Origin of the sequence: Dyadobacter jiangsuensis (genome assembly GCF_003014695.1) — a bacterium.
In the GTDB taxonomy this organism is placed as follows: domain Bacteria; phylum Bacteroidota; class Bacteroidia; order Cytophagales; family Spirosomataceae; genus Dyadobacter; species Dyadobacter jiangsuensis.
Map to the genome: position 1 here is coordinate 604627 of NZ_PYAS01000003.1, position 22085 is coordinate 626711.

Genomic DNA, 22085 nt, shown 5'->3' on the forward strand with positions numbered 1-22085 from the left:
ACCCTGTCATTCACAAACGCGCTGCTCCGTCCGATTGTTAATGTACAGACATTTTCAGAAAACTAATTACGGCCATGTATATTGTTTGATTTTCTTTAGTGTGAGGTTGAGCGCGGCGTCAGGATTTATGTTATCCACGCCGAAATCCGGGCATGATGTAAGAAACCTATTCCCGGACCAGCTTCCTTACCTGTGAAAACTTGCCGCTCTCAAAACGTACCAAATTGATCCCCGGCGCGAAATTCTCAAGACTGATGGTATTCTTCCCCTTTTTTAAATCGTAAGTACGCGTTTCAATACCTTTACCACTGGCATCTACCACGGTCAGTATCCAGCGGCCACTTTCCAGCGCATCTACATCCACCAATACTTTTCCACTTGATGGATTGGGATAAAATGGGCCGATAAGCGGTTTCGCCGCCTGGTTGTCAATAAAGATGATACGCGAGTACTCAAACGAATCATCCCTGTCGACCATGCGAAGCCGGTAGTAATGTGCAGAAACAGGTGCCGGATCTGTGAAGGTGTACCTGCTTAATAACTGGTTCTGAGCGGATCCGCCCGACGGATCATAGCGCTCTCTTTGCCCCTGCACCTCCCCGATTGTCTGAAAGAGGACCGCATTGGAGGATCGTTGGATTTCAAAACGGTCGAAATTCCTTTCATCGGCCGTTGCCCATTTCAACACGTTCTGGTTTTCGTTGTTTCTTTGCCCGGAAAACGAGACTAACGAAACCGGGAGCGGATCCCGACATTCCGTAGGAGATTCGCCACCATCAATAATAGTCCACGCCCAGCCGTCCATATCATCTACCAGAAAATTACGCGCATTCTTTGCGCTAGGACTGTATTTTCTGGTACCTGCATCCAGGGTAACAGCAGGAGAAATCGGATTCTTCCCCGCCCATCCTTTTAGGGTTTCACTGTAATAATAACAATCCAGCCCACTGTTTGTCAAAAAAGAAGTGAGTGTCACAATAGCAAAAGGGTTCAATGACCAATTTCCCAGAGACTGATTAAAAGTAGCGGCATCCATGAACATTGAATTCATATTGACAACCTTTTGGACGTTCCAATTACCGATAAGTTGATTGAAGGCGGTAGCACCTTTAAACATTTCCTCCATTGTCGTTACTTCCTGGGTATTCCAACTACCTATGTTGGCCGGGCTATTCAGTGCCGTACATTCTTTAAACATCGCGCTCAGATCGGTAACTCCGAGTAGATTGGGCACATCGGTAGCGCTGATTTGTAGCTTGGAACAGCCATAGAAGCCAGCTGCCAAAGAACTCCAGGCAGTTGTTCCCCATTGTTTAATATCGGTCAGCCGGTTTTTATCAGCGCCATTATTGATTGCAATTCCACGGAAATTGTTTGGCAAGATGCGGAGCTCAATTGTGGCTCCTGCGGGCAAATCGGTAATGCTGGCAGTAGCGCCATTGAAAGTCCCGACACCCGAGGCCAGGGTATACGACGAAGCTGTTGTTCTGCCCCCACCCGGCGTCACTTCCGTCCAGACATAGCTAACCGAACCCGATGTAACCACGCCGAAACTAAGCTGAGTAGCTCCCGAACCTGTCGTAGAGAGGTTCCACCGGGTGATAAATTGATCCGCCGACACGGGAGCCAGGCATTCGGTTCCCGACGGGGCGTCACCGGTGATCGTCCACCCTTTACTGGCAATCAGATCGTTCCGTGCTGCGGCTGCACTGGGACTGTACGTTCTGCCATCGGCATCAAGGTTCAGCAAATTAGGAGTGGCAGCATTGGTACCCCATCCTTTCAGCGTTTCACTGTAGGTATAGCAGCTTAGGCCGCTGTTAGTAAAAATCGCAGTTAATCCCTGGGATGCATTCAGCGTCCAATTTCCCAATGATTGATCAAAAGCACTGGCGCCGTTAAACATGGAATTCAAATTGGCTACCAGTTGGACATTCCAATTGCCGATAGGCTGGTTGAAAGCGATGGCATTGCGAAACATACCAACCATAGCCGTTACCTTTTGGGTATTCCAAGTGCCGATAGGCTGATTGAACGCGCGAGCATCCGCAAACATGGAACTCATAGTCGTCACATTTTGCGTGTTCCAGTTCCCAATAGGTTGATTAAAAGCGAGGGCTCCATTGAACATGGTTAGCATAGACGACACGTTTTGGGTATTCCAATTGCCGATCGGCTGATTAAAAACATCGGCATTGAGAAACATTTGTCCCATATCCGTCACGTTTTGGGTGTTCCAATTGCCGATCGGCTGATTAAATACCCTGGCCTCACGAAACATACCGGACATATCCGTCACGTTTCGCGTATCCCAATTGCCGATAGGTTGGTTGAAAGCGATGGCACTGCGAAACATACCAGCCATAGACGTTACCTTTTGGGTGTTCCAACTATTGATGTTCGTCGGACCGTTAAGGACATCGCAGCCGACGAACATAGTGCTCATGTCGGTCACGAGACTCAAATTGGGCACATCCGTAGCGCTGATTTGCAGCTTGCCGCAGAAAGCAAAGGCGTTGTTCATAGAAACCCAGACAGTCCTTCCCCATTGACTGACATCTACGAGCCTGTTTCTGTCTACTCCGTTACTGATTCGGATCCTTTGAAAATTGGTAGGCGAGATACGAAGCTCAATGATGGCACCGGTTGGCAGGCCGGTGATTGTAGCGGTGGAGCCATTGAAAGTGCCTGATCCTGATGCAGTACCCGGCGATATTTCGGTCCAGGTATAACTGACCGGGCCTGAAGTGGTTACGCCGAAACTAAGCTGGGAATCTCCGGTGCCGGCAGTTGAGAGGTCCCACCGGGTAACGAAATGTGTAATCGTCAAGGGGGTTGCACAATCTGTATCCACAGCTATATCGCCCTCTATGGTCCACCCTTTGAGTGTAATCAGATCATTGCGTGCGCCTCCTGCGCCGGGGTTGTACCTTCTGCCATTGACCTCCAAAGTAAGTCCGCTCGGTGTGGCGGTGTTGGCGGCCCAACCGATCAGTGTTGCGCTGTAACTATTACAGCTCAGCCCGCTATTCGTAAAAACGGAGGTTAAAGTCACCGACGCGTTCAGCGTCCAATTGCCGAGCGATTGATTGAAACTACCGGCACCTTGAAACATGGAAGTCATATCCGTTACCCTCTGGATATTCCAATTGGCAACGGATTGGTTGAAAGCCCCTGCGTCTCGAAACATCCCGTTCATAGCCGTCACTTTTTGGGTATTCCAATTGGAAATAGCGCGATTGAAACCTGTGGCACTACGAAACATCTCACTCATATTGACCACGTTGGCAGTATTCCAGCTATCAATGGGTTGGTTGAAAGCAACCGCATTTTGAAACATGCCGTTCACAGCAGTTACTTTCTGGGTATTCCAATTGTTAATGGATTGATTAAAAACAATGGCCTCACGAAACAAGAACGCCATATCGACTACGTTGGAGGTATTCCAGGCACCAATCGCCTGATTGAACGCGCTGGCTTTTCGGAACATACCATTCATATTGGTCACATTTCCGGTATTCCAACCGCCTATATTTTGGTTAAAGCCACCGGCTCCAAAAAACATTTCACCCATATTGGTCACGCTTTGGGTAGCCCAGCCGGCAATAGGTTGATTAAAGGCGCTGGCTCCTTCAAACATTTTATAAAAAGAAGTAACGTTTCCTGTATTCCAGTTACCAATTGGCTGATTAAATGTACTGGCACCGCGAAACATCCCGGACATGTTCACGACGCTTTGCGTATTCCAACTGTTGATATTAAGGGGACTGTTAAGGATTGTGCACCCATTAAACATCGACCCCATATCTGTGACAATACTCAAATCGGGTATGTCTGTTGCGCTGATTTTGAGTTTGGCACAGCCATAGAAAGCCTCGGCCATAGAACTCCAGTGGGTAGCGCCCCATTGGGAAACATCGGTCAGCCGGTTTTTGTCTGCTCCGTTATTGATTATGAACCTTTCGAAGTGGGTAGGTGCTATGCGTAGCTCAATAGTGGCTCCCGCAGGCAAGCCGGTAATGGTGGCAGTAGAACCATCAAAAGTGCCCGAACCCGTAGCCCCGCCAGGCGATATTTCAGTCCAGTTATAGCTCACCGAACCGGATGTGGCCACACCGAAACTAAGCTGGGTTGCTCCGGAACCGGTGGTAGAGAGATTCCAGCGGGTAACAAATTGTGTAACCGACAAAGGAGGCGGGCATTCGGTGCCAGAAGGCGCATCGCCGCCAATCGTCCATCCTTTGTCGATCAAATTAGTACGGGCATTTTCCGCGCTGGTGCTGTAACTTCTGCCATCAGCTTGCAAGGTAAGTCCATCCGGTGTGGCGGCATTGCCACTCCATCCTTTCAGTGTTCCGCTGTAACTATAACAGCTCAAACCGCTATTTTCAAAAATGGAGGCCAGGCTTACAGCTGCATTTAGCGTCCAGTTTCCTAAAGGTTGATCAAAAGCCGTGGCTCCATTAAACAAATTACCCATATCAGTTACGTTCCGGGTATTCCAGTTGCCTATATTTTTATCGAAGGCACTAGCTCCCTCAAACGTTGAACTCATATTAGTCACATTTTGAGTGTCCCAGTTACCGATATTGATTGGTCCGTTAAGGATAGTACAACCCTTAAACATGGCGCTCATATCGGTAACCAGGCTCAAATCGGGGATATCTGAGGCACCAATCTGCAGGTTGGTACAACCTCGGAAAGCATCAGCCATTGAACTCCACGTTGTCGTCCCCCATTGCCTGATGTTAACCAGGCGATCCTTATCTGCACCGTCATTAATGATTATTCTTTGGAAATTGACTGGTGAAATTTGGAGCTCTATGGTGGCCCCGGCGGGTAGGTCTGTAATCGTGGCGGTAGAACCATTGAATGTCCCCGAACCTGTGGCCGTGCCGGGCGACACTTCCGTCCAGATATAGTTCACCTCACCGGAGGTGGCCACGGCAAAACTAAGTTGGGTGGCTCCTGAACCAGCCGTAGAAAGGTTCCACCGGGTCTTGAAATAAGACGCGGCGCCCAAACATTCGGTACTCGATTGGGTGTCTCCCCAAAAATACCATCCTTTATTGTTAATCAGGTTGTTGCGGGCGGCTGCTGCACTGGGGCTGTAGGTTACGCCGTGGGCTATCGCAAACCCTAGGTCACGCCCATTCGGGGTGGCAGGGTTCGCACTCCATCCTTTCAGCGTTTCACTGTAGTTGTAGCAACTCAGGGCACTTCCAAAGAAAACTGAAGTCAAACTTACGGACGGGTTTAGCGTCCAGTTTCCCAGCGCCTGATCAAAGGCGGTCGCATTACCAAACGTGTTAACCAGAGAGGTCACGTTTTGGATATTCCAGTTACCAATGGGTTGATTAAATACACGGGCCTCGGCAAACATGGACGGCATACTTTTCACGTTTTGGGTGTTCCAATTGCCTATGGGCTGATTAAAAGCATGGGCATTGAGAAACATACCATCCATGTAGATTACGTTTTGGGTATTCCAATCGCCTATGGGTTGATTAAATGCGCGGGCACCATTAAACAGTCCGAACATGGACATTACATTCTCCGTATTCCAGGTGCCTATATTCGCAGGGCCATTCAGGACCGTGCACTCCCTAAACATTAAACTCATCTCATCAACCCCAGCCAGATTCGGTACATCCGTGGCACTGACCTGCAGCTTGGAACAGCCATAGAAGGCATTCTGCATCGAGGTCCAACCCGTCGTACCCCATTGCCGGATGTCGATCAGCCGATTCCTGTCCGAGCCGTTACTCATGATAAACCTTTGAAAATTGGTTGGCGAAATGCGGAGATCAATCGTGGCCCCGGCGGGCAAACCCTTGATAGTAAAGGTAGAGCCATTAAAAACACCGGAACCTGTGGCGGTACCAGGCGATACTTCTGCCCAGGTATAGTTGACCGAACCAGTTGTTGCCACGCCAAAACTAAGCTGTGTTGCCCCCGAGCCTGCGGTGGAGAGGTCCCATCGGGTAATAAAATCGCTCTGGGCCAGGGTAAACTGGCTCACCAGGGCCAGCAGCATTATGTAAATTATTCTCATGTATAGGGTTATTTAGGTAAAGCGCCTCCGTTTCAACTCAAATTGAGTGAACTTGTCATGTTTACATGCGTTCATCTGCTCCAATCCGGGGCTCTGAGAATTTGGTTTGGCCCTACGCCCAAAAGTATCGTCAGCGCTTTTGGGGCACTATCATTTTTGATTCAAATGCTATCAATTTTGGATCAGAAGAGGTTGGAAATGTATTCCGAAGGAGTTACATGATAGTGTTCGCGGAAGCATTGTGTAAAATACGAGGGACTTCCGAAGCCAACTTCATAGGATACGGACGCAATATCCATTCCGGATCGTAGCAGCTTAGAGGCCTTTTCGAGTCTGTATTGCCGGATCAAGTCCGTGGCGGAAGCATCCAGTAATGCTTTCAGCTTGCGGTTAAGTGTACTCTTGCTAATCGAAAGCGCCTTGCAGAGATCCTCCACCATAAGGTCGGGATCAGCCAGTCTGGCTTCAATTTGCTGATGCAGACGGTCAAGAAACGGATCCGTGATTTTCGAACTATCGTCCGGTAGATTACTGAATATTTGGGTCTTCAATTGGATACGAACGTACTGCTGCAACCGGAAAAGGTTTAGTATACGCAAGGCCAGCTCATCCATTTGAAATGGCTTGGTAACATAATCATCTGCTCCGGCCTGCAATCCCCGCAGACGCGCCTGATGTGCAGCTTTGGAAGTCAGCAGAATAAACCCGATGTGTGCCGTAAGCGGGTCCGACTTACACAAGTTACAGAGGTCGAAACCATCCCGGCCCGGCATCATCACATCACTGATGACGATATCCGGAAGGGTCGTCCGGATTATTTCCCAAGCCAAAATGCCATTAGCAGCACCAGTTACCCGATAAGACCCTTCCAGACTTCGCATCATGAATGCACGTAACTCCTCGTTATCCTCTACCACGAGGAGCTGCGGCAGCACATCGTCTGGTTGCGCAGGGCGTGACGGAGTCGTATCCGGGTCTGTTGACTCATTTTCAGGCCAAAAGGACCTTGACACAGGAAGCTCGACCAAAAACCGGCTGTATTTTCCGGGTGCGCTATCCAGGCGGATATTCCCTCTCATCAATTCCACAAGTTCCTTTACCAGAGAAAGACCGATCCCCGTCCCCCCCTGGCGGCGAATAGCTGATCCATCGACCTGATAAAACCTTTCAAATACTTTCTGTTGCTCTTCTTCGGCAATGCCAGGACCATTATCCCATACTTCGAGCAAGATATGTTCAGCCGAGGTATGTTTCAACCCAACGGAAATAGCCCCTCTTTCCGAGGTGAATTTCAACGCATTGCCCACCAGATTGAAAATAATTTTGCTCCACTTTTCCTGATCAAAGAGATAAAAGCCATCAACGTCTCCCGCCGAAAAGGAAAGTGCTATTTGTTTTTCTAAAGCGACTGTTTCGAACGACCCAACGCAGCTGGATACAAACAAGGCCAGTTCCCCCGAAGAGGTATTCACCGGCATCTGTCCGTCGTTAAGCTTTGAGAAATCAAGAAACTCATTGATCAAATCGAGTAGCTTGTTGGAGTTTTTCTCAATACCCAGCAGTGTTTGTTGCACCGTCCCAGAAACTGCTCCATCCGACAGTAATTTTTTCAAAGGACTGATAATCAATGTCAAAGGAGTCCTGAATTCATGCGTCACGTTGCTAAAAAAACGATCTTTCAGTTCGTCTACTTCTTTCAGCCTGAGCGCCTCACGCTTTTCAAAAGCCAGGTTCTGCCGGGTAATCATCCGCTCTTCTCTGAAAACCAGGTAGCGCCAGACAATGAAAACCAGCATCAATACATAAATGAGATAAGCCCAGACTGTCGCCCAAAATGGCGGACGAATCACAATTCTGATTTCCTTAAAATCTTTACTCCATATCCCCCTGTTGTCAGTCGCATTAACAAGTAGTTTATACGAGCCAGGCGACAAACCCAGATAAGAGGCGACGTTGCTCGTTCCATTTTCTACCCACTGTTTATCGATTCCAACCATCTGGAATCGATATTTTGTTTTGCCCGGCTGGTTGAAAAGTAGGGCTGCAAATTCAAATCGCAGGTTATTTTTATCGAAAGGAAGATCTATTTCGCGAATCAGGCTTAACGGGGCCTGAACGATATTGTCCGGTTGTGACGAGTTATGGAGCTGGTTATTGATCTGCAAACTGGTCAGCTGGATAGGCACAGAGGTTTCCCGATAAGCATGATCGAAGTCGGCAGGATCAAATATCGTATATCCTTTCACACCACCGAAAGCGAGTCTCCCATCAAAAAAGCGAAACTTATGGGCCCTGTTAAACTCATTCCCCTGCAATCCGTCCGATTTTTCAAATGAGTAGACTTCTTTTGTCTTCGGGTCAAACCTGAAAATCCCTTTGTTGGTACTGCACCACAATTTTCCTGTTTTGTCCGGCAAAATGCAGTATACCGTGTTGTTGGGCAATCCGTCATTAACCGTAAAGATATTTCGCAAGCCTTTCTCGATATCCCAAAGGATCAGCCCAGACCCTCTGGAGCCTATCCATAGCAGGTTTTCATCGATGGGGTCCGGGCAAATCTCCGTTAACTCTTTCGGCATGTATCCTTGCGAACCAGGCAATTTTCCCATAAAATGTCCAACCCTCCGCGCGCCCTTGTATTGAAGCAACCCCGTCGAATAGGTCGATAGCCAGAAATGCCCTTTCACAAAGCAGCCATCAGTCACTTCAATGTTGACCATTTCGGATCGGTCCAAAGAAAACGAGTCCGGTATCGAAGCGGGGTTTTTCCACGTATACCACCTGGAATTCAAATGGTCCAGCACGCAAATTTCTCCTTCCGGTTTCACCACAAGGGCAGTATAAGTCGTTGAATCCTGCTGGTGTTTGAACCGGGTAAATGTCGTACCCTCGAAGCTGAAAATTTTACCATTTCTCTGAGGGTTCGCTGTGAGATAGAGCCTGTTTTTAGATGCCCATGCCTGACGAAAATGATAATTAACTTTCGGCGTCGCCCACTCACGGGGGATTTCCGACAATGGAACGCCGGCTTTCTCCAGCACGTCGGCCACAAAACTTCTCCGGTAAGCATGCGTGTAAAAGGGTATCGCGCGCAAATCGATTTTAGTGATCCCGTGCGTATTGATGCTCACCCACAGCACATCCGATCTATCGACAAAAAGGGCGGTAATGTTAAAATCCGGTGCAGTTGTATTTTGCCAAATGAGCTCCAGCTGATCATTTTGATTCACCCTGAAAATCCTACCGCGGTGCACCAAATAGACAATCCCCTTCGAATCCTGGCAAAGTAAGTCTTTATGACTATCCACATAAAGCAATGGCACAGGTGGGATGTTGATGGATTTGGAAGTTTTTTTGGCCAGATCAAGGATTACAATCCGGTCATCTCTGAAAACCAGCAATCGGTTTTCCGGCAGCAATGCAACAGAACCCGCATTGAAGTTGCTTCCAAAGGACATTTCAGGCTTGATCCTCTTTATGAAAGTGTTAATCCGGATGAATTCAAAATGTTTTTTGGCCTTATCACTGACCTGTACGCCATCTTCCGAGATAAGGAAAACTTTACCATCGGCAGCTTGAAAAATAACGCTGACTGTATCCTGCTTCAAGAGGCCATTGGCGGTATTCGCGAAGAAAGTCTTGCCCGTATCCGTATTTCTCCACCCAATACCTGCTGCACCAGACACCGGGAAAAGCCAGTCTGTGCCGTTATAAACATTGGCTCTGTTGAGCAGAAACTGAGCTTTGCTATTCGGAATGTTTTGTAAAGTCGACAGGTGACGGATCCGCTTTGACTTGAAAGTTCGTGTGTCAAAACTATCATAGCGCAATCCCTCGTAAACCAGGGTCAGTTTAGTGCTATCTGCCTGAGGCAATATTTTCAAAATCACATTCTGTGCAATGGTAGTAGGGTCCGCCGGCTTGTTTCGAAAGTTTTTAAATACCCGTCCGTCGAACCGGCTAAGACCGTCAAGCGTGGAAACCCAGATAAATCCGTCCTTATCCTGTGCGAAACCGGTAATGAAACTCTGCGGCAGGCCGTCGTCTACGCTGAATCTTTGCTCGTTAGTGTATCTGGGTTGCTGAGCAAAGCTGACATTTCTTTGGAAAAATACTAAAAGAAAAAACAGATACAGGACGTAAGCGACTCTTTTTCTGCTTACAATAATTTCATTCACAATAGAGGGAAGTTGTTGTAAATACCTAAGCTAACTAAGTTGATTTCAATAGTCAAGCGTATCGCTTTGAAGGCGCGGAGTTATGGTCCGGATTCAATTGTCCGACAATTGTACATCCGGCCGATTGCGGGTAATATCGACCGACATCAACAGAAAAATTTTTCGCAGGCGTAAATATCCAGTAAGTGTCAGATTTGGGTTCGCTCTCTGGGCATTTGAGGCCGGACTTTTTTCGGTACTTACAAATCTTCTCTTGGTAAAATATAGGCGAAAATCACTATTGTCCTAAAATACTTTAAGGTAAATAGTCATTAACCGTTTTGGGGACGATAATTGCCGGTAAATAAGTTATCCTACCACAACCTCAGACCTTGGGCAGATCTTCTTAATTTGATGAGTAAACCGCCGATCATCAAACCGCCGAAACGATGCAGTCCGTGATCTGTATATTGCTGCTTTTTGCTGGCGCCGAACCGTTTTCCGCCGGCGGATGCCGAGTCAATGGCAAGCCGTACACGGGGTTCCCGGATACGCTGTATATGCCCGAGGCGGTGGACGAATTTTTCCTTGAACTTCCCCAGCATCCGGGCCAGGGCCTGAGCTACGCATTCAGAATGGACCCGATCGATGACCGGTGGATCTCCGCGGTTTATCCCGCGGTGCGTTACGAGACGCTCAGGAAGGGCTATTACGAGCTGCATTTCAGGGTATTGGATGCTCATTCGAAGGTGTTGAAAACGAGTCGGTTTGTCATCCGCAAAGAGGCTGCGTTCTGGAATGCCTGGTGGTTTATTCCCCTGCTTACCTTATATGTGGCCGTGGTAGTGGGAGTCGGGATCTACATTTTCAGCCTCTACAACTTTCGTCAGAAACTCAAATTACAATACCTCCGAAATCAGATCGCCTCCGACCTGCACGACGAGGTGGGCTCGAACCTCAACAGCATTGCATTGTTTGTGGAGTTGCTGCGCAAAAACGCCACGCCGGAAACGCTGCCGGTGCTCGACCGCATTATCAACAATTCCCGGGAATCGGTGGAACTGATGCAGGACACGGTGTGGGCCATTAACCCCCGCAACGATTCCCTGCAAAAGCTGATCGATAGAATGCATTCCTTTGCTAACCAGTCGCTTGCGGCATGCGATATGCATCTCGAATTTCAGTCGGAAAGCAGCCTGGCCGACTTGCAGCTCAGTATGGAGCAGCGCAAGAACATTTACCTGATATTCAAAGAAACGATCAACAACGCGGTCAAGCATTCGGCCGCTACGGGCGTGAGCGTGCGGCTGCAGCGCCTGAACGATGCGCTTTTCCTGCAAATAAAAGACAACGGGAAAGGCTACGACACCGACCGGGAGTACGAGGGAAACGGGATTTTCAACCTCCGAAAAAGGGCCGAAGAGTCGGGACTCGACTTGCTGGTACACTCGCGTCCGGGCGAAGGTACCCGTGTGGAAGTACTTTGCCATCCCTAAAATTGGGGATTTTTCTTCCGCGGCATTTACCGGAATTTTGGAACATCACTCAATGCGATCGGCGATGATAAAGGTTTTGTTATTCGAAGACAACAAAAATTTCCGGCAGGGCCTCTTGCTTTTCCTTTCAGGCATGGAAGATATCTGGCTGGTGGACGCCCTTCCCGACGCCCGGGATGCGGTGTACCTGGTCAAAAAACACAAACCCGACGTCGTGCTGATGGACATTCAAATGCCCCGGAAGTCGGGCCTTGAAGCGCTGGTAGAAATCCGCCAGGGCCAGCCAGGCGCCAGGGTACTGATGCAGACCGTATTCGAAGACGACGATAAGGTATTCCAGGCGATTTGCTCGGGTGCTTCGGGTTACATCGTCAAATGCCCCGACCCGGAGGTGTACGTGAAGGCGATCCGCGAGGTGTATGCGGGCGGTGCGCACATGTCGCCGGGCATTGCGCGGAAGGTGCTGGCCATGTTTCAGCAACAGTTTGTGAAATCGGAGCAAACCTTCGTGGACCTTACCAACCGCGAGCGGGAGATATTGGGGTGTATGGTAAAAGGGCAGAGCTACAAAATGATCGCCGCCAGCTGCGGTATTTCGTTCAGCACGGTGGCCACGCATGTAAACCACATTTACGAAAAACTGCACGTCAACTCCGCCCCGGAAGCGGTAGTGAAAGCATTGGAAATGAAGCTCGTATAAAATCCTCCATCACTAACCTTTTATCAGATATGAGTACAACGCTTGTTGCGCAATTTCTTCCTAAATCTTGCTGGGCTGCGTCATTAGATATGTTTACCGACGGACAGTTGAAGCAATGCAGTCTGTTGAGGGAGGATCACGGCGGTGATGTCCCGACAAATCCAAGAGAATTTTGTAACGATACATGGCTTCGGGACAACAGAGGTGCATATGTAGGAAATACCAAAACGCTGAGATTGGTGAAGGACCGGCTGGTTCTGGCTGGTAGAAGTCCTGTATCAAACAACGGCAGAACTGTGCCTTCTTTCGAGCAGTTGCAGAGCGATATAGGCGCTTCCGCCATAACCCTTATGTCGTGGGGCTTCGCGAACAATCTTCATTTTATCGTGCCAGTAAAAACCGTAGAACAGCAGTTGACAGGATCGGTGCTTCTGCAATGGATAAAGATTTTAGATCCTTATCCTGCAACGAAAGGCCGTACATACTATCTTAATTACAAGCAATTTGCAGCTTCCGGGTGGTTCAAAGGCATGATTTTTCAAAGTCAGGTCAATGGAGGAGATGCATCGCAGCCCACAGAATTTTCAGATGCTGATCCCAAGCAGTTGGTCCAAAGATATCTTGACTCGCTGGCGACAACAACCAGCGATTTTCGACAGGTGACCAATGTTGCTGGTAATCATCAAATCCTGGATTATAATTTCAATGTCACAAATATCAATGTTAGCATTTTGCTTGCCAACGGACAGCGTTTTTTCGATAGCATTCTGGTGGGAGGAAGCAATCTGAAAATGTATCTGGCAGGTTTAAACAACAAATACACCGCTTATTTTCTAAATTCGGCTGATAACTCATATTACATTTCGACGCTTGAAAATGGCCTGAGATATCTTCCGGTAGCAGGCACCAACCATGCGGGAGTAGTAAATCTCGCCCAAATGGCCGCGCCTGCAAGAGCGGTATCCCGGGGCGCAAAGCAGCTGAAAGTTATTGACCACGATCAGACGGATAAAACAGAACAAGCCGCGCTTAAATATTTTGAAAAATGGCCTAATACCGCATTGATATGTCAGTTTTTCGACATTGGCCAGGAATATGTATTCTTTGTCAAAGATGGCAGGGTGCGGGTATTCGATCCGTTCCGGTCGTTTGCATATATTTTTCCGAAATCGCACAAGGGGATTTCCCATATTTCCCTTAAAGCATTCTTAGCTGTTATTCCCTCTTTCTATAAAATTCTAAACGAAAAGTAAAACATGGACAACGAAGAAGAATACGCAATCGAAAGGGTAAAGCGCTTTGCTAATATGAAAAGTGTGCAAAAGGCTGATAGGGTCAGTCTCGGCCTTCGGTATTCGATTGACGAACTGTTGCAACTAGTTGCCGGGCTAACAGGCAAGCGCGTGTTGCTGGTAGATGACGCGGATAGTACCAGTGTTTTGCCGCAGGAGGCCGAACTCGCGCTCGCGGAAGCGGGCAAGCCATGCGGCGACTACCGGTTTACAGTTGTGAAGTCTTGCATTGGCGGCGATGGCATAACCAATGAAAACGACGACCAGAGCAGTGAGTTCAACAATACGATTTATCCCAAGGCGACCGGAGTTGTGTTTATGATCGGAAAGGAGAGACCCGCGATGGCCCTCACGGTCGAAACGTTCCCAATTGTCGGAGAAGACCTGGTTAACGATGAAGGAGATAAGTTGCCACTCTGGGACTTCATAACATATGACGGACGTTACGCCTATTCGCCGGAAGACGGCGGCGGCGGTACCGGATCTAAAACACCTCCTCCGGGCGCATAACGGTTTTACGGATGTTGTCAGAACTCTTTTTATACCGGTTTTCGGGATGGCTGCTTACGGCGGTATGGCTGTTCCTTTCGTTTCAGGCGCTGCGCAGGCGTGGTGCCTGGAACGGCAAGTACCGGTATTTCCTTGTTTTCCTCCTGTCGATATCAGTCATAGAGCTCGTGGCGGCCATTACCGCGCCGCTGCTGAGCAACAACCTGTTTTTGGATTATCCCTACATTACTATCGAGTTTGTGATGCTGGGACTGTTCCTGGCGAGGATCATCGATATCGGTTTCATTACCCGGCTCGTCAACATCGCTTCGGTGCTTTTTGTGCTCTTCCAGATCGCCAACGCATTTTGGCTGCAAGGGCTCGAAAGCTATAATAGTTATGGCGAATATGTGAACAACGCGTACCTGTTCATGCTGTCGGTGTGGGCGCTTACGGTTCTTTACCGGCAAAACCTCGGGCGCAGCATTCTCGCCGTCAGGGACGCGTGGTTTGTGCTCGGTATCCTGGGTATTTACCTGCTTATCGCCGTGATCGACTTCCTGTACGACATGGCCTTGCCTTACCAGAATGACCATTTCCTTTACGTAGTGCTCATTTCGGGCAATTTTCTGAAATCGGGCCTGCTTATGCTGTATTACAAAGGGATACGCATGATGCCGCGTTCGCGGTAGCCCCGGCGCATTCTCTGCCCCCGGAAGCACGCTCGCGAGAGGGTGCTTTTTTGTTTTAACCGGGTTGTAATATCCATAAAATTGTCGATACCGCTTCATGGGGATTTGGGGGAAATTTGAAATGTCATCACACCGGTGACTGTCTGTTCCCAACATTCAAATCCAGTTCATTATGGCAAAGCAAAGTGAATTCGAATCCGTGCAGGAGGCCTATTTTACAGGCATCCAGCTGGTTCAGCTGGCCAAGTTCAGCGATTCCAAAGAGTCGGCGCAATTGCTGGCTAAGCACGGTATGGCGCTCATTTCCAAGTCGCAGGAGACAATCCTGAGCAAGTATTTCGATGAGTATTGCGGCACTCATCCGTGGCGGTGGCCGCGCCCGTGGCCAGGTCCATGGCCCGGTCCGTGGCCCGGCCCATGGTGGCGCATCTTCGACCCCGGCTTCATCGACCCCGTACCCGATCCCCTCCGTGGCGCGATCAACAAGTACCATATGTTGGCCACCATCGAGGACATTCGTTCTGGTTTGATCGGTAATGCAGCCCTCGAAGCGGTGAAAGGCATCGCAGAGCAGCTGAAAACAAACATCCGGTAGCGGCGACTCCCATGATCGTCGAAATTCATTTTCAGGAAGGGTTTTCAAACGAAAAAGCGCAGCTGCTCGTCGACGGCGAGGTGGTTGAAGAATTTTTCCTGAATACCCGGTTTCAGCTCGGGATGGCGGCCATCAAAAAGGTGGACGCCGTCCGGGGCACGAAAGTCCAGGTGGCGTTGCCCGACCGGAGCATCAAACAGCCGGTACCGGTAAGCCATCCCTACGTGAAGGTCAGTCTCGAAGATGGAAAGCTGACAGTCAGCCCCACCGACCAGATGCCCGGCTACGTGTAAAATCCCGCATTGTTTAAGCACCCATTTTTTATCCTAAACAGTTTAAAACCATGTCTAAGAAAAACAATGCGCCGGAAACTCCGGCGCCAACCCTCGCCTTGTCCGATGAGCAGCATCCCGATTACCAGGCATATGTGTACGGCGACGATGCCGACGACTCCGTGGCAGAAGCGGGCGGCATCGGACCTGACGGCCCGGGCGTACCCATTCCGCCGCTGAACCCCATTCCCGACCTGCCGATCCCTAACATTCCAGGCATTCCGTTGAGAATATGCTCCGCGGTGAGCGGCAGGTACAAGCTAAAAACAGTGCTGCCACCGATCGGCGGACCGGGTATCCCGATTTTGAACCTGACGAGCATTACAGTTCGCGTGGACGTGGACCGGTTTTATCCTCAAAAACGTATATCAATAGAGGTTACCCGACTGCTGCCCCGCTCGACGGCGCATTTGATCGCGAATGTAACGTCCGACCAATGCACGGGACTCAACCGCCGCAAAATCCAGGCGACGATCGCTTACCGCGAGGGGAACAATGCATTGATACCAGGGGAAAAACTGCTTTTCGAAGCCAGCAGAGGGATTGGCATAGGTTATTCCAACTACAAACTGACGGTAACCGGTGCAGGCACGCCGACACGTGTCTATAACCTCGACTTTGTAAGCCAGTATTTCGACGACGTCGAATTTGAGGTGGATAAAGTGGATAATGCCGGTAACCCCTCAACCGACTACGCTACGCACAGCCACCCCAACCGTCCCGCGAGCTTACCTAACGAGGTACTGTCGCTGGAAAGTGTTTACAAACGGGCGGGTTTCAATGCGACCATTTCCCCCAACAGCACACCGATTCCCGCAACAGGTGCCGGGGCCAACGGTACGTGGAGCGACAGCGAAATGCACAACGCCATGCAAACCTACTGGTCGAGATTTGCGAACAAACCGCAATGGGCATTGTGGGTACTGTTTGCGAATCAACACGATACCGGTTACGGGCTGGGCGGGGTGATGTTCGACGACATTGGCCCGAACCACCGCCAGGGTACCGCCATTTTCACCAACAGCTTCATTAAAGACGCGCCAGTCGGCGACGCTAACCCAGCAGCTTGGCGGCAACGGATGCTGTTCTGGACGGCGATCCACGAAATGGGACACGCATTCAACCTCGCGCACAGCTGGCAGAAAGCGTTGTCGGGCCCGGGCTATAACCCGTGGATACCGCTGCTGAACCAGCCCGAGGCGAGAAGTTTCATGAACTATCCGTACAACGTGAGCGGTGGACAGAGCGCGTTTTTCTCTAATTTCGATTTCCGCTTTACCAACGAGGAATTGCAGTTTATGCGCCATGCGCCGCGCCGTTTTGTGCAAATGGGTAATGAAAACTGGTTCAGCAACCACGGTTTCGAGGCTCCGCAGCCGGAGTTCTTTACGGGACGCTACAAACTGGAAGTTCGGCCAAACAGAGAGAATAACACCTATTCGTTCCTCGAACCGGTGAGTATCGAACTCAAACTAACCAACACCAGTGCAGAACCGATGGCCCTCGACGAACATTTGCTCCAAGACGGCGGCCACATTGTGCTGTTCGTGCAGAAAGATAGCGGTACCGTCAGAAAATGGGAGCCGCTCATCGTTCGGTGCCACCAGGAACACAAAAGTATGCTGGCACCGGGCGAGTCGATCTACGGCACGCACCTGGTGAGCGCTTCGACCTCCGGCTGGCTGATCGACGAGCCAGGCTTCTACAACATCCAGGCAGGCGTGGATATGCTCGACGAGGTGGTGATGAGCAATGTGCTGCGCGTGTTTGTGGCGCCTTCTACCGACAAGGAAGAGAACAAAATCGCGCCGGATTACTTCACCGAAGACGTGAGCCGCGCATTGGTGTTCGACGGCGCGCCGGAGCTGAACAAGGCGATGGACACTTTGAAAGAAGTAGCCGAAAAGCTCCCGGGCACCCCGGCGTCGTTGCATGCGGCCAAAGCGGTGGCCGGTCCGATGTTGAAGCAATACAAAAGATTGGAAGAAAAAGACGGCTCGCTGGCTGTGGTAGCAGGCAAAGCGGATGTCGAAGAAGCTGCCCGCCTGCAAACCGCGGCGCTGCTCGACGCGCCGCAAAAAGCGGCCGATACCTTCGGGCATATCGACTACTTCCAGTCGCTGGAAACACTGGCTGATGCATTGAACGACTCGGGCAAAAAAGCGGAAGCGAAGAAGGTAATGTCCAGCTCCATCTCGACTATGAAGAGCCGCAAGGTGCTTAGCGAGGTGATAGAACAAGCAGAGGCGAAAGCAAAAAACCTCTAAAACAGCAACCGGCGCATGGGGAGTAATGCTCTTTCATGCGCCGGTTTTTTTATGCCCAATTAATTACAATGTGGCCATGCCGCCATTGATAATGAGCTCGGTGCCAGGCAGGAGCTGCGACTCGTCGGAAGCGAGGTAAACGGCGCATGAGTTACTTGTTCCGGCCTTCCAAAGCGGGCAGCCCTCCTTAAATCTTCGAGCATAGGTTTGACTTTTGTTTTTTGGGGGTCCACAAAATGAAGCGGCAGACGGTCAGCCTCTTTTGGTTTGGGCAACTGTCGCCGACGCTTACAGCCCGTATGGGCATAAATTCGTTAATAGGCCTTGTTTGACAAAATTTCCTCACCAATTAGACAGAAATCTCCCCGTCCAGATTCGAATTATGTTAGGACATTTGCCACACGATCATTTAGCAATATGGGTTCCTTTATTCTGAATTAGCTGCTGCGATATGATTCAGGAAATCTTAGCTACGCTGTACCGCACTATATCAAATATATCAGACTCTCATCTTGGTACCGTTTGTAAAACCATCGTCGGGCACGGTTTCTGGTTAGCCTGTAAGCCGTTCCCTGCCCTAAGTAAAATGCTGTTGAATGGTAGCACCGGTAGTCTAACGACCCAAATCGAGACTGTCGCTCCATGGCATATTTTTCGGAGATACCCTTATGCACGACGCTTCAATGAACAGGCTCAGTCTGGCAGATTATCAAGTAGTTACGAGCGTACTATGCCCGTCGGAAACCCAAAAGGAATTGTTACTTAAATCAATATATTCCATGAAAAATGTTTACACGTCAACAGACCTTCTGACCCGAAGATTCAGTAGATTCATTCTTGCTGCTATTTTGACATTAAAGGCATTATCTTTTGCGAACGCGCAGTCATGCCCGGATCCAGGGGGCGGAACTCAATGGTATTTTTTCGACGAAGGCTCTGATGGAGGGAATTTTTTCCCGGAAACCGTGCCAGCCGGAAAAACCGGAAGTGGAAGGGCGACTTCCGGAAAATTCAATCTCGAAGCGACCATGAACGCCATATATCCCCTGCGTTCAGCCACCATCATTCCTGAGCTTTCTGACGGAACAACGGGCAAAGTTGTACTTCGGTTTGACTTTCTGGATATGGCACCTTCGTCCGTTATCAAAATCTATCCGGGGACTTTGGCAAGCGGGGCTCCCGCAGAAACCATTACGTCAGCGAATGCTTCCGGCTACTTGTTGCAGACGCGGACATATACGGGCCCGATCACGGTGACTTTCGAAAGCCCGGTTGCTTCGTCGGGCGGCGATTTTAAAATTTACATCCCTTATACTACCGGCGATCAGGTCGCTACCTCGGCATTTGGCTTTCGGGTTGCATATTGGAAAAAGTTCATAACACCGAATTCATACGTAGCGATGGATTCATATCCGGAGGAAGCTGCACCAATTGCTACCGCCTATTTTGATGGGAACAAGAATCTTGTTTCTTCTGAAATATCATTTTGCATCGATTACGGGAAGCCGGCTCCTTCCATGGCCAACAGCAACTACATCGGTGAGGTTATATTTTCGCCCAGCGTTCGTCCGGATCTGGATAAGTCGGGAAGTGCAGATGCGGTCGATCAGCTGAAAGCGGCGCGGCTGGTTTACATAATGAATAATATTCCAACGCCGCCAACGACCTATGCTAATTTTATGGCCGTCCAGTCTGCGGTCAATTCTACGACAGGCTCTGACTATGCCGTGCACTATTCCGGGCTTCACGGGGACGCTATTGACGCTATTCCAAGCCTGCCAAGTCCCGCTGAACCGGTGTTTTCAATCACCGGCCCGGGATCGCCGGCCGTAGCCGGAACGGCTCAGAACTTCACAGTCGACCTTACTGACGATGGCGGGCATCCGAGAATTTTCAAGCTGGAACTTCCCGCCGGCATTACGCTCAATTCGGTGACGGGCGCTTCCTACGATGCCGGCAACGGAACCATCACGTTTGCTTCATCACCAGCTTCTGCCACCGTCTCGGTTACCAACCAGGTAAACACGACAGCGACCCTCCGGGTCGTATACGATCAGCCTGGCTTCTGGAATGTCAAGAACCTCATTATCTATGAACCTTGCAGTGGTTTAGACGATTTCCAAGGGTTTATCGGCCTGAGCAAAGGTGACGTCACGCGCCCGTTCCGGGAGGCAACCGGTTCCTGGATTGCCCAGCCTGCTTTCCCGTGCTCGGAACTGAGCTATGTAATCGGTAACCGGAACATAGGGGGTTCCAATGTTTCGGACGGTTACACACTCGACCTTTCCAGCGGTGTTACAACTCTTGGCAAACAGACCTTGATCGAAGGCCCTAATGCTTTCATTAACGCGATCGGCTACAATACCGTCGACAACTACATTTGGGGTTTCCGTTACGGCACCAATCAACTCGTCCGGATCGGCAGTGATTGGTCTGTGACATTCCATGATGTGACCGGCTTTCCCTCGCCGGTGCCGGGTTATGCAACCGGAGATGTCAGCCCGAATGGTATTCTGTATCTGTATGCCTCCAATTCCAGCCAGATCACTAAGGTCGACCTGAATCCCGGCTCCGCAAATTACCTCACTGCCGTAACGCTGCCCACTACGCCGACCGACTTGAACGATTGGTCGTTCAACCCGACCAATGGCCTGCTTTACGGATTTGGAACAAGCAAGGTGCTATATCAGTTTGATCCGGCAACGGGTAACCGAACTACATTGGGCTCAGTAACCGGCGCAGGCATTGAAACATCTACCTACACCGGCGCTTTTGGCACTGCATTCTTTGATACGGATGGCGATATGTATGTAGGTAACAATGGCAGCGGAGCTATTTTCAAGATCAGCGCACCGCTTACAAATCTTACAGCCTCCCTGTTTTCGACGGCATCGGGCGTAACGCCGGGTGATGGTGCGCGCTGCCCAAGCGCAATCGTCAATGATCCGCCAGTGGCCGTGAACGACGACGGAACGACTACTTGCAATGTTGTTACCGTCAACGTGCTCGGCAATGACATCGCGGGAAGCGCACCGCTGGTACCTGCTAGTGTAAAACTGATCACGCCAGGCTCGCTCGCCCGGGTGACGACTCTGAATGTCGCTGGGGAGGGCCAGTACAATGTGGATCCTGTCAGCGGCGCTGTGAGCTTTACACCATTGAATGGCCTGCGCGATACAGTCTCAATTGACTACGTGGTAACCGACGGCAATGGGCTCGAATCGATCGCCACACTGACGATCATTGTCGACTGCCCAATGCCCGTCAAACTGGTATCCTTTGATGCCAGGAAAGAGGGGAATTCGGCGCACCTGACCTGGTCTACCACCGAGGAAGTGAACTCGGACCGCTTTGAAATAGAGCGCAGCACCAATGGGAAAGTTTGGGTTAAGATAGGCAGTGTTCGGTCAAACGGAGAAAGCAGTATTTTGAGGAATTACGCTTACACCGACAATTCACCGCAAAATGGTCAAAATCTCTACCGTTTGAGAATGGTCGATACGGACGGCACGTATGCTTTCAGTTCTATCAGAATGGTGTCTGTTGAAAACGGAGCGGTGCAGATCGCGGTCTATCCGAACCCGGTGCAGGACGAGCTGACTATCGAAGGGTTAAGTGGGGCGGAAACGATCAGGATTTTGGATGTGTCCGGACGGATCGTGACGCAGGACCGCAATGGAACAGACCAAACCACGCATAAGCTTGGCATTCGGTACCTCTCCAACGGAATCTATGTGATCAATGTTCAAATGCGTGACGGTTCCACAGTCTCCCGAAAGCTGGTTAAAAACAAATAGTTTGTAAAATCTGCTTTGCCGTAAATTGGATCCTCAACGCAAAAGAGGGTATTTAAAAAGGAAAGGGCACTGAAAAAGTCCGGTTACAAAAAAACTAAAAGAGGAGTGGGAAACGCTGGTTTTCCGCTCCTCTTTTGTTATCTGAAGAAGGATGATCTAGGTAAAGTCGCAAAATTGACTTTGCTTCCATTGGTGTGCGGCCCTTATTGGTCC

11 protein-coding genes are annotated in these 22085 nt (G+C 49.9%); 9 read left to right on the top strand and 2 right to left on the bottom strand.

Features of this window, described 5'->3' with window-relative positions:
* Positions 1 to 166: 166 nt before the first annotated feature.
* Both CLV60_RS08360 and CLV60_RS08365 read right to left on the bottom strand, forming a co-directional pair.
* A complete protein-coding gene (locus tag CLV60_RS08360) occupies positions 167 to 6055 on the bottom strand; it encodes a BspA family leucine-rich repeat surface protein (RefSeq protein ID WP_106594897.1) in 5889 nt (1962 codons plus the stop codon).
* A 182-nt stretch (positions 6056 to 6237) separates the two neighbouring features.
* Entirely contained in the window at positions 6238 to 10233 is a 3996-nt protein-coding gene (locus CLV60_RS08365) for an ATP-binding protein (RefSeq protein ID WP_106594898.1), read from the bottom strand.
* 428 nt (positions 10234 to 10661) lie between these two features.
* On the opposite strand from CLV60_RS08365, the gene CLV60_RS08370 reads away from it, so the two are divergent.
* The 9 genes from CLV60_RS08370 (at position 10662) to CLV60_RS08410 (ending at position 21872) form a co-directional block, all read left to right on the top strand.
* Entirely contained in the window at positions 10662 to 11708 is a 1047-nt protein-coding gene (locus tag CLV60_RS08370; protein WP_106594899.1) for an ATP-binding protein, read from the top strand.
* Between the two features lie 64 nt (positions 11709 to 11772).
* Positions 11773 to 12408, top strand: coding sequence for a response regulator (locus tag CLV60_RS08375; protein ID WP_170118744.1), 636 nt, complete (start codon positions 11773 to 11775; stop codon positions 12406 to 12408).
* A 29-nt stretch (positions 12409 to 12437) separates the two neighbouring features.
* The gene (locus tag CLV60_RS08380; protein ID WP_146151538.1) at positions 12438 to 13661 is read left to right on the top strand and encodes a hypothetical protein; all 1224 of its coding nucleotides are present in this window, start codon (positions 12438 to 12440) and stop codon (positions 13659 to 13661) included.
* A gap of 3 nt (positions 13662 to 13664) precedes the next feature.
* Positions 13665 to 14210 carry a hypothetical protein gene (locus CLV60_RS08385; RefSeq protein WP_106594902.1) on the top strand — a complete coding sequence of 182 codons (546 nt, stop codon included), beginning with the start codon at positions 13665 to 13667 and terminating at the stop codon, positions 14208 to 14210.
* A gap of 11 nt (positions 14211 to 14221) precedes the next feature.
* On the top strand, positions 14222 to 14881 hold the full coding sequence (locus tag CLV60_RS08390; protein ID WP_106594903.1) for a hypothetical protein: 660 nt from the start codon (positions 14222 to 14224) through the stop codon (positions 14879 to 14881).
* Between the two features lie 172 nt (positions 14882 to 15053).
* On the top strand, positions 15054 to 15476 hold the full coding sequence (locus CLV60_RS08395; RefSeq protein WP_106594904.1) for a hypothetical protein: 423 nt from the start codon (positions 15054 to 15056) through the stop codon (positions 15474 to 15476).
* 11 nt (positions 15477 to 15487) lie between these two features.
* Positions 15488 to 15769 carry a hypothetical protein gene (locus CLV60_RS08400; RefSeq protein WP_106594905.1) on the top strand — a complete coding sequence of 94 codons (282 nt, stop codon included), beginning with the start codon at positions 15488 to 15490 and terminating at the stop codon, positions 15767 to 15769.
* A 50-nt stretch (positions 15770 to 15819) separates the two neighbouring features.
* Positions 15820 to 18075: a zinc metalloprotease gene (locus tag CLV60_RS08405; protein WP_106594906.1), complete on the top strand. Its 2256-nt coding sequence runs from the start codon at positions 15820 to 15822 to the stop codon at positions 18073 to 18075.
* A 779-nt stretch (positions 18076 to 18854) separates the two neighbouring features.
* Positions 18855 to 21872 carry a DUF6923 family protein gene (locus tag CLV60_RS08410; protein WP_170118745.1) on the top strand — a complete coding sequence of 1006 codons (3018 nt, stop codon included), beginning with the start codon at positions 18855 to 18857 and terminating at the stop codon, positions 21870 to 21872.
* The last annotated feature ends 213 nt before the right edge of the window (positions 21873 to 22085 follow it).

What these genes read in the sequence shown, in the direction of transcription:
- CLV60_RS08360 (WP_106594897.1), bottom strand. Translation starts at nt 6,055, where the DNA reads ATGAGAATAATTTACATAATGCTGCTGGCCCTGGTGAGCCAGTTTACC.
- CLV60_RS08370 (WP_106594899.1), top strand. Translation starts at nt 10,662, where the DNA reads ATGCAGTCCGTGATCTGTATATTGCTGCTTTTTGCTGGCGCCGAACCG.
- CLV60_RS08375 (WP_170118744.1), top strand. Translation starts at nt 11,773, where the DNA reads ATGATAAAGGTTTTGTTATTCGAAGACAACAAAAATTTCCGGCAGGGC.
- CLV60_RS08380 (WP_146151538.1), top strand. Translation starts at nt 12,438, where the DNA reads ATGAGTACAACGCTTGTTGCGCAATTTCTTCCTAAATCTTGCTGGGCT.
- CLV60_RS08385 (WP_106594902.1), top strand. Translation starts at nt 13,665, where the DNA reads ATGGACAACGAAGAAGAATACGCAATCGAAAGGGTAAAGCGCTTTGCT.
- CLV60_RS08390 (WP_106594903.1), top strand. Translation starts at nt 14,222, where the DNA reads ATGTTGTCAGAACTCTTTTTATACCGGTTTTCGGGATGGCTGCTTACG.
- CLV60_RS08395 (WP_106594904.1), top strand. Translation starts at nt 15,054, where the DNA reads ATGGCAAAGCAAAGTGAATTCGAATCCGTGCAGGAGGCCTATTTTACA.
- CLV60_RS08400 (WP_106594905.1), top strand. Translation starts at nt 15,488, where the DNA reads ATGATCGTCGAAATTCATTTTCAGGAAGGGTTTTCAAACGAAAAAGCG.
- CLV60_RS08405 (WP_106594906.1), top strand. Translation starts at nt 15,820, where the DNA reads ATGTCTAAGAAAAACAATGCGCCGGAAACTCCGGCGCCAACCCTCGCC.
- CLV60_RS08410 (WP_170118745.1), top strand. Translation starts at nt 18,855, where the DNA reads ATGAAAAATGTTTACACGTCAACAGACCTTCTGACCCGAAGATTCAGT.